14 protein-coding genes are annotated in these 15,933 nt (G+C 40.6%); 4 read left to right on the top strand and 10 right to left on the bottom strand.

Features of this window, described 5'->3' with window-relative positions:
- Positions 1 to 35: 35 nt before the first annotated feature.
- Positions 36 to 1,358 carry a Xaa-Pro aminopeptidase gene (gene pepP / locus ACERCG_RS08245; RefSeq protein WP_373611558.1) on the bottom strand — a complete coding sequence of 441 codons (1,323 nt, stop codon included), beginning with the start codon at positions 1,356 to 1,358 and terminating at the stop codon, positions 36 to 38.
- Positions 1,359 to 1,578: 220 nt separating this feature from the next.
- Here pepP and ACERCG_RS08250 point away from each other — a divergent pair, with 220 nt between their 5' ends.
- Positions 1,579 to 1,902 carry a transcriptional regulator gene (locus tag ACERCG_RS08250; protein ID WP_373611559.1) on the top strand — a complete coding sequence of 108 codons (324 nt, stop codon included), beginning with the start codon at positions 1,579 to 1,581 and terminating at the stop codon, positions 1,900 to 1,902.
- 63 nt (positions 1,903 to 1,965) lie between these two features.
- Here ACERCG_RS08250 and glpX read toward each other — a convergent pair whose 3' ends face one another.
- A complete protein-coding gene (glpX, locus tag ACERCG_RS08255) occupies positions 1,966 to 2,985 on the bottom strand; it encodes a class II fructose-bisphosphatase (protein ID WP_373611560.1) in 1,020 nt (339 codons plus the stop codon).
- A 195-nt stretch (positions 2,986 to 3,180) separates the two neighbouring features.
- Between glpX and zapB the strand changes: the two genes are divergently transcribed.
- Together zapB and ACERCG_RS08265 are read left to right on the top strand one after the other, a co-directional pair.
- Positions 3,181 to 3,399 carry a cell division protein ZapB gene (gene zapB, locus ACERCG_RS08260; protein ID WP_188156326.1) on the top strand — a complete coding sequence of 73 codons (219 nt, stop codon included), beginning with the start codon at positions 3,181 to 3,183 and terminating at the stop codon, positions 3,397 to 3,399.
- A 53-nt stretch (positions 3,400 to 3,452) separates the two neighbouring features.
- The gene (locus ACERCG_RS08265) at positions 3,453 to 4,034 is read left to right on the top strand and encodes a thymidine kinase (protein ID WP_373611561.1); all 582 of its coding nucleotides are present in this window, start codon (positions 3,453 to 3,455) and stop codon (positions 4,032 to 4,034) included.
- Positions 4,035 to 4,147: 113 nt separating this feature from the next.
- On the opposite strand, the gene ACERCG_RS08270 is transcribed toward ACERCG_RS08265, so the two are convergent.
- From ACERCG_RS08270 to ACERCG_RS08285, 4 genes are all read right to left on the bottom strand, one after another.
- The gene (locus ACERCG_RS08270) at positions 4,148 to 5,266 is read right to left on the bottom strand and encodes an anaerobic sulfatase maturase (RefSeq protein ID WP_373611562.1); all 1,119 of its coding nucleotides are present in this window, start codon (positions 5,264 to 5,266) and stop codon (positions 4,148 to 4,150) included.
- A gap of 53 nt (positions 5,267 to 5,319) precedes the next feature.
- Positions 5,320 to 6,768, bottom strand: a complete 1,449-nt coding sequence (locus tag ACERCG_RS08275; protein WP_373611563.1) for a sulfatase-like hydrolase/transferase — start codon at positions 6,766 to 6,768, stop codon at positions 5,320 to 5,322.
- Between the two features lie 277 nt (positions 6,769 to 7,045).
- A complete protein-coding gene (locus ACERCG_RS08280; protein WP_373611564.1) occupies positions 7,046 to 8,737 on the bottom strand; it encodes a solute:sodium symporter family transporter in 1,692 nt (563 codons plus the stop codon).
- A gap of 141 nt (positions 8,738 to 8,878) precedes the next feature.
- Positions 8,879 to 9,430, bottom strand: a complete 552-nt coding sequence (locus tag ACERCG_RS08285; RefSeq protein ID WP_373611565.1) for a Crp/Fnr family transcriptional regulator — start codon at positions 9,428 to 9,430, stop codon at positions 8,879 to 8,881.
- 101 nt (positions 9,431 to 9,531) lie between these two features.
- Between ACERCG_RS08285 and ACERCG_RS08290 the strand changes: the two genes are divergently transcribed.
- Positions 9,532 to 10,347 (top strand): sulfite exporter TauE/SafE family protein, encoded by an 816-nt coding sequence (locus ACERCG_RS08290; RefSeq protein WP_159630227.1) that lies wholly within the window; start codon positions 9,532 to 9,534, stop codon positions 10,345 to 10,347.
- Here ACERCG_RS08290 and tsaB read toward each other — a convergent pair.
- From tsaB to ACERCG_RS08310, 4 genes are all read right to left on the bottom strand, one after another.
- The gene (gene tsaB, locus ACERCG_RS08295) at positions 10,324 to 11,022 is read right to left on the bottom strand and encodes a tRNA (adenosine(37)-N6)-threonylcarbamoyltransferase complex dimerization subunit type 1 TsaB (RefSeq protein ID WP_373611586.1); all 699 of its coding nucleotides are present in this window, start codon (positions 11,020 to 11,022) and stop codon (positions 10,324 to 10,326) included. The two genes, ACERCG_RS08290 and tsaB, sit on opposite strands and share 24 nt — an antisense overlap.
- A gap of 70 nt (positions 11,023 to 11,092) precedes the next feature.
- On the bottom strand, positions 11,093 to 12,181 hold the full coding sequence (gene aroG / locus ACERCG_RS08300) for a 3-deoxy-7-phosphoheptulonate synthase AroG (protein ID WP_373611566.1): 1,089 nt from the start codon (positions 12,179 to 12,181) through the stop codon (positions 11,093 to 11,095).
- Between the two features lie 82 nt (positions 12,182 to 12,263).
- On the bottom strand, positions 12,264 to 13,103 hold the full coding sequence (locus ACERCG_RS08305; RefSeq protein ID WP_373611567.1) for a neutral zinc metallopeptidase: 840 nt from the start codon (positions 13,101 to 13,103) through the stop codon (positions 12,264 to 12,266).
- A 162-nt stretch (positions 13,104 to 13,265) separates the two neighbouring features.
- Positions 13,266 to 15,929 (bottom strand): DNA translocase FtsK, encoded by a 2,664-nt coding sequence (locus tag ACERCG_RS08310; RefSeq protein ID WP_373611568.1) that lies wholly within the window; start codon positions 15,927 to 15,929, stop codon positions 13,266 to 13,268.
- Between the last annotated feature and the right edge of the window lie 4 nt (positions 15,930 to 15,933).

Genomic DNA, 15,933 nt, shown 5'->3' on the forward strand with positions numbered 1-15,933 from the left:
AGGATTGTGAATAATTTTTTACAAAACATTGTAAATTATTGAGCCGATTGCATTAACTGCTCAATATCCGCAATTTCTTTCGGGCAGCCGCTGGTTAAGTTTTTATTACCGTAGTCGGTAATCAGCAAGTTATCTTCAATGCGAATACCAATACCTTTATATTGCTCGGGTACGTTTGCTTCTTTCGGAATATAGATACCCGGCTCAACCGTTAGCACCATACCAATCTGTAATGGGCGATCTCGCTCTGTGCCATAATCGCCCACATCGTGTACATCTAACCCTAACCAATGCCCTAAGCCGTGCATATAGAATTGACGATACGCCTTCTGCTCAATCAATTCATCGACCTTCCCCGTTAAAATACCTAAACGTACTAAGCCTTCTGTGAGAATTTGAACCGCTTTGTCATTAGCTGCCTTGATAGAACTGTTCGGCACAAGTAGCTTAGTTGCCTCTTTCAACATTGTTAATGTTAATTCATATAGCTCTTTTTGTGGCTCAGAAAACTTGCCGTTTATTGGGAAAGTGCGAGTAATATCCCCTGCATAATGAGCAAATTCTGCCCCTGCATCAATGAGTAATAAATCTCCATCGTTTAGCACTTGGTCATTTTCATTGTAGTGCAAAATGCAAGCATTTTCCCCTCCCGCCACAATAAAATTATAAGCAGGAAATCGTGCCCCAAAGCGAGTAAATTCATATTGCAACTCCCCTTCAATTTCTAATTCATAACGATTCGGACGTGCTTGTTTCATTGCTCGAATATGTGCCATTGCAGAAATATGGCAAGCCTGTTGAATGAGAGCAACCTCTAAATCCGATTTAATTAAACGCATTTCAGAGAGCATAGGCTGCCAATCGATTAATATAGTAGGGGTTTTCTGACGATTGGCTTTCATCTCATTAAATGTAGAGAAAAGAATATCATCCCCCCACTTTTGCATACCAAATACATAGTAACAAGCGGTTAAATTTACTAATTTTTTTGCAAGTATCACTTGAATTTCATCGATATCAAAAGCTTCGTTAAAGTGTAACGTTTTTAGTGCATTTTCAACACCTAATCTTCTGCCATTCCAAGTTTCCATTAACGAGTCTTTTTTACGCACAAAAATAATACTCTCTGCTTTATCGTCTTGCTTAACCAATAATATCGCCGATTTTGGCTCAGCAAATCCACTGAGATACCAGAAGTAACTATCAGATCTAAATAGATAATCGCAATCACTGTTACGGCGTTTTTCTGATTCAGTAAACACCAATAATGCTGAATTATCTTGCATTTGCTCAAATACACGCTCACGGCGTGCGGTAAATTCCTCTTGCGGCATTTTTGCCAAATAAGCGAGATCCATAACTTCCTCTCTTTATATCATTTTAGTGTGGCTATTCTAACATAAATAATTCCATATTTTTAATCAGGCTTAATTTCATTACGGTTTATATTTGATATATTGAACACCACCTAAAAATAATTTAAGATTAAATATAAACCTTGAGATAATGCAAAGGTTGTATTTGACCCATAAAAATAGAATTCTGATCAAAAAAGACCAATTGTAAACAGAGGTAATTATGAAGCTATCAGCAGAATTACAAAATCAGATTAACCAGTTAAACCAATTGCGAAAACAGGCATTGAAGCAAGAACAAGAAGAGCGGAAATTATTTGAGAAGAATAAAATTAATGATTTGGAGCATTTTGGAAAGCAATTAAATGCTCAAAGGAAACTATTAGGGGTTGAACTCACTACGCTTGAAATGCAAACAGGGGTTTCTAGCTCTACGCTTAAACGTTTATTTAAAGACCCAAGCCAAGTGAAGTTTCAGACAATTTGTGTAGTTGCAGAAACATTAGGGTTTAATTTATGTGCAATTAATACCCATCAAACAGAATAATCGTTACAACGTATTGGAAAGGTATAAAAAAATCGGGCATATTGCCCGACTTTATGGAGAAAATCATAAATCCATTAATGAAAGAAGTTCATTATCTTTACGATCAACGTAATGGTCAGATTGGATTTTACGGATAGTTCTTGATTTACCACGAATTAATAGGGTTTCTGTGCTGGCAATATTGCCTCTACGCTTAATGCCTTTTAATAAATCCCCCGATGTAATACCCGTTGCGACAAAAACGAGATTATCATCACGCACTAAATCTTCTAATTTCAGCACCGTATTAATCGGTACGTTCATCTCTTTACAGCGAGAAAGCTCTTTTTCTGTTGCAGTTAAGTGCTCAGGGGTATTCCCTTTTACCTGGTTGCGAGGAATTAAACGAGCATTCATATCACCACCTAAAGCACGAATTGCCGCACCTGCTACAACACCTTCAGGTGCGCCACCAATGCCATAAAGCAGATCTAATTCGCCATCAGGTAAACAGCATTGCACTGCAGCTGCCACATCGCCATCAGGAATTGCAATTACCCTTACCCCGAGTTTTTGCACATCAGCAATAATTTGCTCGTGGCGAGGTTTTGCTAAAATAGCAATAGTTAATTGAGAAAGTAATTTGCCTTTTTTAGAAGCAACACGGCGAAGATTTTGTTCAAGCGGGAGGTTTAAATCGATCATTCCTTTGCATTCAGTGCCTACTACCAGCTTTTCCATATACATATCAGGTGCTTTTAAGAATGTATCTTTACCACCTGCTGCAAGAACAGAAAGTGCATTTGCTTGCCCCATTGCTGTAATGCGTGTACCGTCAATCGGATCAACTGCAATGGCAATTTCATCGTCTTCCAAACGAGACAAACCGATTTTTTCCCCAATATAGAGCATAGGAGCTTCATCAATTTCCCCTTCTCCGATAACAACTTCACCACGAATTTCCATTTGGTTAAGCATAAAGCGCATTGCCTTAACAGCCGCTTCATCAGCCGCATTTTTATCACCACGCCCGAGCCAAGAATACGCCGCAAGTGCAGCCGCTTCTGTTACACGAGAAAATTCAAAAGAGAGATTTCGTTTCATTTTTATTCCTTAGTTTCTTGAAAGAAAAACTTTAAAAGAAGTGAGATTACATTTTAACAGTAACTGAAAAATTACGTTACTAAAAAATCACCATTTGAATAAAAATTCATAAATAACCAAACTTTTTTATAAAAATAAAGTCTGATTTAGAGTATAATCTTTATAAGTTTTACAATCATTTAGAGGGAATTTATTATGTCATTATCGGTTTTAGACCAATTAGAAGAAAAAATTAAACAAGCTGTTGAAACAATCCAATTACTTCAATTAGAAGTTGAAGAGCTAAAAGGTAAAAATGATACAGCTAAACAAGAAAATGAAACTTTACGCAACGAATACGAGCAGTTAAAAGCGGAACAACAAAATTTCCAAGATCGTTTACGTTCACTTTTAGGTCAAATCGACAACGTTTAATCCTTAAGCTAAAAACGGCTAAATTATTAGCCGTTTTTTTATTGTTCTATATTATGGCAAAGCTCTATTTTTACTACTCTTCAATGAATGCAGGAAAATCAACCACCCTGCTTCAATCTTCTCACAATTACCAAGAACGCGGAATGAATACGCTCGTTTATACTGCAGCGATTGATGATAGATTTGGCGTTGGCAAAGTTAGTTCTCGTATTGGTATTTCACAAGAAGCTAAATTATTCAATGCAGAAACCGATTTATTCAAGGAAATTAAAGCATTAAATTCACAAGAAACGTTACACTGTATCTTAATTGATGAAGCTCAGTTTTTAACAAAAACTCAGGTTTACCAATTAACCGATGTAGTAGATAAATTAAAAATTCCTGTCCTCTGTTATGGATTAAGAACCGATTTCCAATCAGAACTGTTTGAAGGAAGCAAATATCTATTAGCTTGGGCTGATGAATTGGAAGAGCTAAAAACTATCTGTGATTGTGGCAGAAAAGCGCATTTTGTTGTCCGCCTTAATGAAAAAGGTGAAGCAATTAAAGATGGCGAGCAAATCCAAATTGGTGGTAATGATAAATATCTCTCTGTTTGTCGCTATCACTACAAAGAAAAGCTAGGAAAGCTATAATATTTATAGAGGCTAATTGCAATTAGCCTCTATAAATACGACCAATGCAAGCGGTTAAATTTCTCTAAAAATTTACAAAAAATTGAAGAAATTTAACCGCTTGTTTATTTTAATTATCTACTCGCAAACCTAATCTGCTCACTCATCTGTCGCATTGCGGTGGAAGTTTCTGCAAACCAGTGTTGGTAAGAGGCACAGAGGTAGTTATGCTTTTCGCCCTCTGCCTGCGGAATGATGCGATGTTTCGGGCAGCCGCCGTGACAGAGAATGCGAAATTTGCAGGATTTGCAAAGTTCGGAGAGTTTATCCCGCTTGTTGTTGCCGAATTGAAGTTGTTGGGGCGATAAGACAATGTCCGCCATTGATTGCTGATTCAGGTTGCCGACTTTGTAATCGGGATAGACAAAATAGTCGCAACTATACACATCGCCACAGGATTCTACCACTAGCGATTGCCCACAAGTCGGGCGGAAAACGCAGTTGTTGGACGGATAGCCGAGCCACTGCCCGAGTAGGTTATCGAACTCAATCACAAAGATTTGCCCCCTATCGGGTAGCCATTCATTAAACACATCAACTAAGAATTTGCCGTAGCCGTGTGGAGGCACGGAGAATGGTTGCAGTTTGCCGTGATTATGCTCCACCACCGGAATGAACTGCATATAACGACTGCCGAGCTGTTTGAGGGCGTGATAGGTCTCTTTGCCGAGCTGCCAGTTGCGGTCATTCACCACCGTCAGGGTGTTAAATGCTACGCCAAATTCATTCAATAATTCGACAGCACTTTTGACTTTTTCATAGGTTGGCTTGCCGTTTACCGAAATGCGGTATCGGTCGTGAATATCACTGAGCCCGTCTATGGATAAGCCAATCAGGAACTGATTTTCTTTGAAAAAGGCTGCCCATTGGCGGTTCAGAGCAATGCCGTTGGTTTGCATTGCATTGCTGATGGTTTTGCCGTTTGCATATTTTTGCTGAAATTTGACCGCTTGTTTATAGAAATCCAGCCCAAGCAAAGTCGGCTCGCCACCCTGCCAGACAAATTCCACCCGATGATGTTGGCTTGATTGAATGTAGTTGCGAACATAATTCTCCAAAGTCGCTTCGCTCATAAATTGCGTTTTTTCTTTGGGAATGGAATGCTTTTTTTCTAAATAGAAACAGTACTCGCACTTGATATTACAGTGAAAGCTACTCGGTTTTGCCATCAGGTGAAAGGGGGCGGTGTTCATTCATCTCCTTCTGCATTTTTGTAGGGACGTATGTCATACGCCCCTACCAATGATTATATCTCATCAATAATCCGCCATACCCAGTTTTCCAATGGGTCGTTTAGGCGTTTCATCTCTTGACGCATCTCTTCCAACAGCTCTTTTTTGATTGCTTTGTAAGCCTCATCATAGAAGAGGTTGTGCATCTCTTCCGGATCTTTGTGGACATCGTACAGCTCGCAACGGTCGGTGGCGTTGAAGACTAATTTGTAATCCTTACGCCGCCACATTCGCTGTTCGAAATAGACGAAATGCCCCGCTAACTGGCATAGCAAGCCTTTACGGTCGTTTTCTCGGCTTTCACGGGTAATCGGCAGGATACTTTCGCCCTGAAATGCCTCAGGCACAGGCTGATTTGCCACATCATACACGGTGGAGGTGAGGTCGTGAAGATAGACCAGGTTATCATCAACTTCATTCACCCGTTTCGATTGCGGATCTTTGATAATCAGCGGAATGTTGTAGGTCGTTTCAAACATAAATTCGCCTTTTTCAATCATTCGGTGAGCCCCCATCGCATCGCCGTGATCGGCGGTCGCCACAAGGAAAGTGTTATCGTAGAGGTTGTTTTCCTCTAAGAAACGGAACAGCTCGCCAATCGCATCATCAATTAAAGTGATGTAGCCCCAGAATTTAGAAATCACCTCTTTCCATCGCTCTTCGCCCGCTTCCCACATTCCCCACATTTGCGAAATGGTGCGGTAGTGGTTCGGCTTGCCTTCCAGCGGTTTGAAGAAACTTTCGTCCAGCACCACTTGGTTTGGATCGTACATTGAGTAATACGGCTCAGGCACGACACACGGGGTATGCGGCCCCCAGAAGTTGATCCACGCAAAGAACGGTTTATTTTCGTTTAAGGACGATTGAATGTATTTTTTCGCCTCATCAATGATAAACCACTCAATCGTCTGCTCTCTGGTTCCCGATAGCAAGCCACACAGCTCTTGTACCTGCAAATGCGGGTTATCACCGAAGTAGGCTCGGCTCACTTCTGGGGCATCGTAGCCTTTTTCCACCAGCCACTCTTTGTAGCGGTTGGAGTGTGTCGGTGGTTGGTTGAAGACTAGATTTTTAAACACTTGGCTGCCCGGGTAGCCGTAGCCGTCAAAGTTATGTCCAGCAATGCCGTAATCTTCCGGCACGGATTTAGTGCCGACATGCCATTTGCCGATCACAAACGAGTTATAGCCCTCAACACCTGCAATGTTCGGATTGTTTTGTGGAATTTCCCCAATCCCGCCCTTTTCCCCGTTTTTGATAATCCCGTGACTGGACGGCATTAAGCCGGTGAAAAGTGAGGTACGAGCCGGCCCGCAAACAGAAGCAGGGGTGAAAGCGTTGTTGAAACGGATCCCGTCTTTCGCTAAACGGTCGAGGTTCGGCGTTTTCACCACTTGATGACCGTAAGTCCCTAGCATATCTTTGCGGACCTGGTCGAGAAGAATGTAGATGATGTTGTTCATAGATGACCTCTTTTTATGAAGTGTATAGCTGATAGCTTATGAACCAGTGATCAAACTCCCCTCTTTAGCAAAGTAGGGGGGCAGGCTCTTTCTTAATATTCGTAGGGGCGGTCCTGTGCCCGCCCGAAAATACAATGTGAAATACGGGCGGGCACAGGACCCGCCCCTACACACAATCATTATTTATTTAGAATTTGACAACCCCTGCTTTGCTAAGAAAGAGGGATCAGATCACTAAAAATAGTAATAAGGTAGGGTGTTCCCCTACCTTTCTTATTTAGGCCTTTTTCCCTTTCGCTCTTGCAAAAAAGAAGGCAATAATCACCGCTTGTACTACCGCATAGACGGTCAATACGGTGCTTGGGCGGCCCTCGAGTGAGGCTAAACCCAGTGGTGAGAGTAACGCATAGATACAGATTAAGCCCCACGCGATAGACGCAACCGCTAACGGTGCGTGTTCCCACGCAGTTAAATCCATATTCGCGTGATTGGTTTTGTTATCTTCATACGGAGTTGCTCTTCTTAAGAATGTGCCTAAGACTAACATCAAAATCACATCAAACAGGAACAGGCCACCTTGCACATACACGAAGTTGATTTTAACATCAAACACCCAAACGATTGAGAAGTAAAGGATAACGTGTACTAATAGAGCGATACGAGCTGCTAAGCCAGAGACGGTTTTGTTGAATAAGCCGACCGCAAACAGTGCCACGATAGGAATGTTCACAAAACCCGCAAAGCGTTTGGTTAAGAGGAAGATACCGTCTGTACCGAACATCAGTAACGGGCCACAGATCATCGTAATCACCGCCATCACCGCAGAGACTTTTTTCGCATAGCTAATCAGCTCGCCATCGCTGAACTGTTTTTTGCTGATAGACGGCAGTAAGTCTTTACAGTAGATCGTTGCGGCTGAGTTTAAGAATGAGTTGAAGGTACTTAAAATCGCCCCGAACAGTGCGGCAATAAAGAAGCCTTGTAACCAAGTTGGGAAGGTTTTATTGACTAATTCAGGGTAAGAGACATCAATCGGTTTTAAGCCTTCACCTAAAATGTGGAAGCTCAATAAGCCCGGTAAGTTTAGGATTAACGGCAAGAATAACAGGAATAATGCCGCAATTAAGATACCTTTTTGACCTGCTTTTAAATCTCTTGCACCCAATGCCCGTTGGACAATCGCTTGGTTGGTTGTCCAATAGAAGAAGTGAACAACCATAATACCCGTGAAGATAGTCGGCCACGGCACAGCATCGCCCGATGCCCCCACCGCATTCCATTTTTCCACATGGGTAGTGGTAATGGTTTTAAACCCTTCCGCCATACTGCCATCACCTAAGTGGATTAAAGCAAATACAGGTACAAGTAACGCCCCGATCACTAACAGCACCGCATTCCAAGTATCAGACACGGCAACCGCTTTTAAGCCACCGAATATCGCATAAATCGCCCCGATGATACCAATCGCAACCACGGTATAAGTAATCGCTTCACCGTAGCTTAAACCGAAGTTGGCTTCTAAGCTGAAAATTTTGTTAAAGGCAATCGCACCGGTATAAAGTGCGGTCGGAATCACGATAAAAAGATAGAACACCAAGAACAGACCGGACATAATCAAACGAGTTTGGCGGTCGAAACGGTTTTCAAAAAATTCCGGAATGGTGGTGTAACCGTTACGGATATATTTTGGTAACAGATACAACGCCAAGAAACAGAGCGGAATCGCCGCCGGTACTGTCCACGCAATGATGGAGAAGTTACCTGCATAAGAGTTCGCATTTACCCCGATTAACTGCTCGGTGGAGAGCGAAGTTAAGACCATTGAACAACCTATCACGACTGCACTTAATCCACGCCCTGCCAAGAAGTAGCCTTTGGAGGTGGAAAGATCGTCATTGCGGGTTTTCAACCACGAGATATACCCGATCAATGCGGTAACAGCAAGAAAGCTAATTATTGTTAATAACATACATCACCTCAATAAGATTGATATAGACTAATATCCCATTAGAGACAGCAATAGCATAAATCTTCTTTTGAACTATAGAATATGATTTTTATCATAATTCAGATGTGATAATGATCACAGTATCAAAAAAATCCGCTTTTTTTAGCGGATTTTTTTCAATTCTCGTCTTGCCCGTATCGCAGTTTCTGTTTCACAGCCTGCAAATTCAGCAATCTCACGGTTTGTCCAACGGTAGTTTGGGTAGTGGTGATGTAAGTAATGAATACTGCTGAATACTCTCTCTTGTGTCTTTTGATACGCAACCATAGAAAGACGGTGTTCAGCATCTTGTAACTCAGTTGAGAGCTGTTTAAGTAATGAGGTAATAAGTGTCGTATTTTCTAACCAAAATTCGGTGAAATTTGATGGTGTAATTCTAATGACTTCAGCAGATTGTAATACTCTCGCTGAACAATGGTAAGTATGGTCGCCAAAAAACGTTCGAAAGCCAAAATAATCTTGGGCTTTATAGATACGTACTAGGCTTTCTTTTCCATTTTCAAGCATATGATATAAACCAATCAACCCACTTTTTAAAAAATAAAACTCCTTCGCTTGGTGACCTTGAGCGTAGATCATTTCCCCTTTTTCTAAATCAGATATAACAGATAATTGGCAAGACAATAACTGTTCTGGTATTGGAAAGTTATCCATTGAGTATCCTTATTATTCTATTTTTATCCCAATATGATTGCGATCATAACTCTGTATCAAAAAAATCAGCATACTAGCTCCAATTTTTAAGGAGACAAATTATGACAATCACAACCGTAATTATTTTGATCGTTTGTGGTGCTGTAGTCAATATCATTTCCGCATTATTAGGCATAGGCGGAGGGGTGTTAATGGTGCCGATTTTACGTTCTTTATTTCCTGAATTACCAATACAAGTTGTCGCCGCTTGTTCACTCACGATTGTAATGGGGACAGCAACCATCAATTTAATGCTATTCCAACGCCAGTACATACAAATTAGCAAAAAAAACATATTGTTATGGTCATTAGGAATGATGGTAGGTGTTCAAGTTGGATTTGAACTAAGTTTTCTCTTCTCTGATAATATGATCATTGCGATCTTTATCTTCACATTATTAACCCTCTCATACAAAACCCTTTTCCTTAAGCCCAAACCAAACAAATTCCGGCTCTATGCTTATAAAGAAACAATATGCAATATAGCAGGCTGTGGATTAGGCGGCTTAATTGCCGGTATTACCGGCATTGGCGGGGGATCAATTATGGCACCGCTCGTGGCTCAAATCCGCTCAGTTACGCCTAAACAAGTTGCTGTTTATACAAATTATATGATGGTTATTGGTGGGATTGGGAATTTATACGGCTACTTATCACGCCCATTTGCATTAATAGATTCGCCGCTCTCAACTTGGCAAACAGGCTATGTGAATTTTGCGATTGTCGGCATTGTAGTGGTAAGCTCGCTCTGTACCGTCTATTTCTCAATGAAATTACGTAATCTGATTAGTGCTGAACTCACCACTAAATTACTTGGGATTGTGCTATTTTCTATCGCTTGTTATATGGGCATATTACAATTCTTTTTTATGGGGTAGCTTCTCCCACGTTACTTCATTTCTGAGATAAACAGGTTCAATTTCAAGAGCAGACTGAACATTGCCTTTTGCAATTTCTGCGTGTGCAATGGATAACATATATCGACTTGAAGGTAAGGTAATTTCGCTGACTACAAGCGGTAGATTTTGTTCAGAAAATTGCGAATAAGCTGCCCAACCTGTGCCGACTACAACCGTCTTTTCACTTACTTGGAATTGTTGAATTGCCTTTTCAGGCGAACAGACTTGTTCGGCAACTATTTCATTCCACTCATCGCCATTTCTGGAAAATTGAGCAAAATAAACCTCATTCATTCGGGCATCAATTAATGCAATGATGTTTTCTGCACCGAGTTTTTGGTAGGCTTCTTCTGCCATTGCTTTCAGATTAGAAATTGCGATTAAAGGTAGGTTTGCCCCCATTGCTAAGCCTTGAGCAACGCTCACGCCAACCCTTACTCCTGTAAAACTGCCCGGCCCACGTCCGAATACCAAATAATCAATATCTTTGATTTGAATTTTTGCTTGCGTGAGAAGCTCATCAATCATTGGTAAAATACGTTGTGTATGGGAGCGAGGGCTGATTTCATCAAGAGTGGAAATTTTTCCATTATTGAGTAAAGCAACCGAACAGGCTTCTGTTGCAGTATCTAAGGCAAGAATTGTTGTCATAATCTCTCTAAAAAATAAAAGGCATACGTTTAGACGTACGCCATTATATAAAAATTCGCTTAAAATTGAAATTTTACGGACGATTTCTACGGCGTTGTTCCACCGCTTCGGCTAAAGCAAATAGTGCTTTTTCGCTATCTTCCCAGCCTATACAACCGTCGGTAATGCTTTGTCCATAAACTAAGGCTTCTAACCCTTTGCCTTCAATTAAATCTTGACGACCTTCAACTAAATGGCTTTCAATCATCACACCCGAAATGCATTCTGAACCACCTGCAATTTGTTTACAAATATCTTCACAAACATCCATTTGACGTTTAAATTGTTTTTGGCTGTTAGCGTGGCTAAAATCAACCATAACGTGTGGGCGACCGCCTGATTTTTCGATTGCAGTACAGGCTTCTTGAATTGAAGCTGCATCGTAGTTAGTGCATTTATCGCCACCACGCAAAATAATATGGCAATCTGGATTACCTGCAGTAGTTACAATAGCAGAATGACCGAATTTGGTAACCGATAAGAAATGGTGTGGCGATTTTGCTGAAGAAATTGCATCTAATGCAATTTTTACACCGCCATTTGTGCCGTTTTTAAAGCCAACTGCACAAGATAAACCTGAAGCAAGCTCACGGTGCACTTGTGATTCAGTCGTTCTTGCGCCAATAGCTCCCCAGCTCATAAAATCTGCCATATATTGTGGTGTGATCATATCTAAAAATTCGCCTGCCGTTGGTACAGTCAGATCATTAATATCTGATAATACTTTACGGGCAATACGCAAGCCATCATTTAACGCATAGGTTTCATTTAAGTATGGATCGTTAATTAACCCTTTCCAGCCCACCGTTGTGCGTGGTTTTTCGAAATAGACACGCATTACCACTTCTAAATTTTGGTTAATTTTAGGGTTTGCACGCATTTCTTTAATTTTCTGTGCATATTCCAATGCCGCATTAGGATCGTGGATTGAGCAAGGTCCAATTACCACTAACAAACGATCATCAGCCCCGTGTAAAATTTTATGGATTTCTTTACGTGTTTTCGCAACCGTTTCTGCTGCCACATCGCTCGCAGGATAACGCTCTAATAATGCAACTGGAGGTAATAATTCTTCAATATTTGTGATTCTAACATCATCATTTTTAGTATCTGTATAAGCCATTTTTCACTCTCTGAATAAAAAATAAAGTTGTACTATTATAATAGTACAATGATAAGGAGATTTCAAATAATTTAATTCACTTTTAATTAAAAGTATTACAAACTGACGGATTACCTGCTGTTAAGCCCTTTTTGAACCACTCTAAACGCTGAGCTGATGAGCCGTGCGTAAAACTGTCTGGTACAACATAACCTCGATTTTGTTGTTGTAATCTATCATCGCCTACTGCTTGAGCCGCATTAAAAGCATCTTCAATATCACGTTGCTCTAATCTGTTTTGTTGAGCAAGTTGATACCCCCAAACGCCGGCAAAGCAGTCTGCTTGTAATTCCACATTCACCGAAATTTGATTTGCCGCCGCTTTAGATTTCGCTCTCATCTGTTCACGTTGGGTTTTGTTTGTAATGCCTAATAAATTCTGAACATGGTGACCTACTTCGTGAGCAATCACATAAGAGAATGCAAATTCGCCCGATGCTCTTAATCTTTTACGCATATCATCATAGAATGATAAATCGATATAGACTTTTTGATCCACGGGGCAATAGAAAGGTCCCATTGCCGATTGACCTGTACCACAAGCCGTTTGAGTTGCACCACGATAAAGCACTAAGGTAGGCTCTTTATAAGTTAGACCATTTTGTTTGAAATAAGCACTCCAAATATCTTCTGTGCTGGCTAACACTTTAGAAGATAAATCTTCTAAATGTGCTTCTTCGGAACTTTCCAATTTTGAAGAGGCTTGTTGATAACTTTCCTGACCGCCCATTAAACCGCTTAAATCCACGCCATAATAAGCCCCAACTAGCACGATGATAAAGGTAAGAATACCCCCTTTACCTCGCCCAACAGAAATTCTTCCTGAGCTACTTGCACGTCTGTCTTCCACGTTTTTACTACGTCTTAACCCACCTAATTTCATAATTATCTCCAATCCATAAATGAAATTATGGTTGATTTTAGCTCAAAGACTCCCTTTATACTACGATTAATTTAGCCCAAATAAAAATAAGCGGTTAGATTTTTCTCAAAATTTGCAAAATTCCAATAAAATCTAACCGCTTGGTTATATAGCTATTAAAGCTTACCTTGCAAGTACTTCTCGTTTTCCACCTTTGCCTGGTTCGGATACAATGCCTTGTGCTTCCATTTGATCCACAATTCTCGCAGCCCGATTAAACCCGAGTGAGAAGCGACGTTGAATATTACTGATAGAAACAGAACCTGTTTCAACTACATATTCGACTACCTCATCAAATAGCGGATCTAAATCGCCTCCTGCATTCTCATTTTTACCATTATTATCTTCTGATTTAGACTCAACAATGCTATCCAGATAGTTAGGTTTTCCTCTTGCTCGCCAGTTGTCCGCCACACGTTGCACTTCTTCATCTTTCATAAACGCACCGTGCACACGAATAATATCAGGGCTGCCTGCTCCAGAGTACAACATATCGCCTCGCCCTAATAAGGCTTCCGCACCACCAGAATCTAAAATCGTTCTTGAGTCGATTTGGCTCGCCACCGTAAAGGCAATTCGGCTTGGGATATTCGCCTTAATTACCCCTGTAATAACGTCAGTTGATGGGCGTTGTGTCGCAAGAATTAAGTGAATACCCACCGCCCTTGCTTTTTGGGCAATTCGCATAATGTACTCTTCTACTTCTTTGCCGGCAGACATCATTAAATCCGCAAACTCATCCACAATTAACACAATATAGCTTAATTTTTGTAGTGGCGGTGGTAAGCTATCCATTGAGTCACCCGGTCGCCACGTTGGATCAGGAATCGGTAAATTCATTGCCGCTGCTTGGTCAATTTTCGCATTGTAGCCTTCAATATTACGCACCTGTAAATGGCTGACTAAAATATAACGGCGTTCCATTTCTTCCACCGCCCAGCGTAACGCATTGGCTGCCTTTTTCATATCGGTTACCACAGGCGTTAATAGGTGCGGAATATCATTGTAAATAGAAAGTTCCACCACTTTCGGGTCAATCATAATAAAGCGAACTTGCTCTGGTGTAAGTTTGAATAACAAGCTTAAAATCATTGTATTCACACCAACCGATTTACCACCACCTGTTTGCCCTGCTACTAATAAGTGTGGCATTTTCGCCATATCCACCACAACCGGCTCACCACTAATATCTTTACCTAACGCCATCGGCAAGGTTGCGGTGGTATTACGGAATTCATCGCTATCTAATACATCACGCAACCACACAGTTTCACGCTGTTTGTTTGGGGTTTCAATTCCCATATAAGGCTTATTTGGGATAACTTCGGTAATACGAATTGCCTTAAACATTAAACCACGAGCAATATCACTCGCAAGATTAGTAATTTTTGAAGCTTTAACTCCCGCTGCAGGTTGAATTTCATAGCGAGTAACTACAGGACCGACTAATACATCTTCAACTGTCGCCTTCACTCCAAAATTGGCTAATTCCGCCTCTAAACGCACGGAAGTATCACGAATTTCTTGCTCGGTAATTTGCTGTATTTGCACAGGCGCTTTATCTAACAAATCTAATGTTGGCAATGGGGTTGTTGGTTTCTCAGTAGTTACTTTTCGTTGTAACAGTGGGTGAATTAAAGTATCACCATAACCTTTCGGGTAATTTGGCTGTTCCGTAACCTCTTTCATTGCTTTCGGTGGTGCTACCATAAATTCAGGCGTAATTTCACGTACATCATCAATTTCTTCTTCAACCTCTTCCTCAATGCTATTTTCCAGTTGGATTTGAGGCGTGATTACGTCGTTTTGAATTGTCTCGGTAAATGATGTTGTAGCCTCAACCGCATTTTCAATTGCGGTATTTAAACGAATTGTCGGCATTTGCACTTCATTTGTTTGAATATGCTGCGAGCGATAATCCAATTCTTCAGATTCAACTTGTTCAATAACCTCATCACTAGATTCAAGTTGAGTATTGATATTAATGGTTGGGAATGTTAAATCTTGCTCAATATCATACATTTCACTACTATTTGTTTCAGTAGTAGATTGTCTTAAACCGCTGATATTTGGGCGTTTGAATGCTGAGATATCAGTAAATTGCGGCTGTTTTTCTTCCTCAACCTCAGCAGCTGTTTCTTGTTCAACTGAAAGCGGTTGATTTTGCTCCGAATCTTGCAAATTGTACGAGGCTTCATCAGACTTACGATCGTCTGTTTTTGCCATCAACCAATCATAGAACTGCAATAAAATCGGTAAGAGTGATTGAGCTGAACAGAAATATAAACCTGCAACAGTACAAATCATCGCAATCAATAACGCACCAAACTGACCTATCGCTTCAGAAAGCACAGATTGCCAAATTCCGCCAATAAACCCACCAGAAAGATAGTAAGCTGTGTTTGAGAAAAGCACGCTAAATAAGCCTGAAAGTCCAACCATCAGTAAGATAAAACTAATTAAGCGAAAACAAAAAGTTTTCCATTTCATCTCAGAGCTTAGCCCCATTCCTAACACATAAATTGATGAAATGATTAATGTAAAAGGGACTAACACGGTCACTTTCCCAAACATAGCATAAAGCATATCAATGCTCCAAGCACCAAAACCACCTGCTTTATTTAAGGTTTTTTGTGTAAGCGTGCTTGCTGCTGTCCACGCATTATCTAACGGGCTATAACTTGCCCACGCAACTAATAAATAAATACCAAATAGACAGGCTAATAGAAGCACGAATTTAATAAACGTCTCTTTACCCTTTAAATGTGGTTTGAGTTGTTCTAACACTCAA

Origin of the sequence: Mannheimia sp. E30BD, assembly GCF_041807785.1 — a bacterium.
In the GTDB taxonomy this organism is placed as follows: Bacteria; Pseudomonadota; Gammaproteobacteria; order Enterobacterales; family Pasteurellaceae; genus Mannheimia.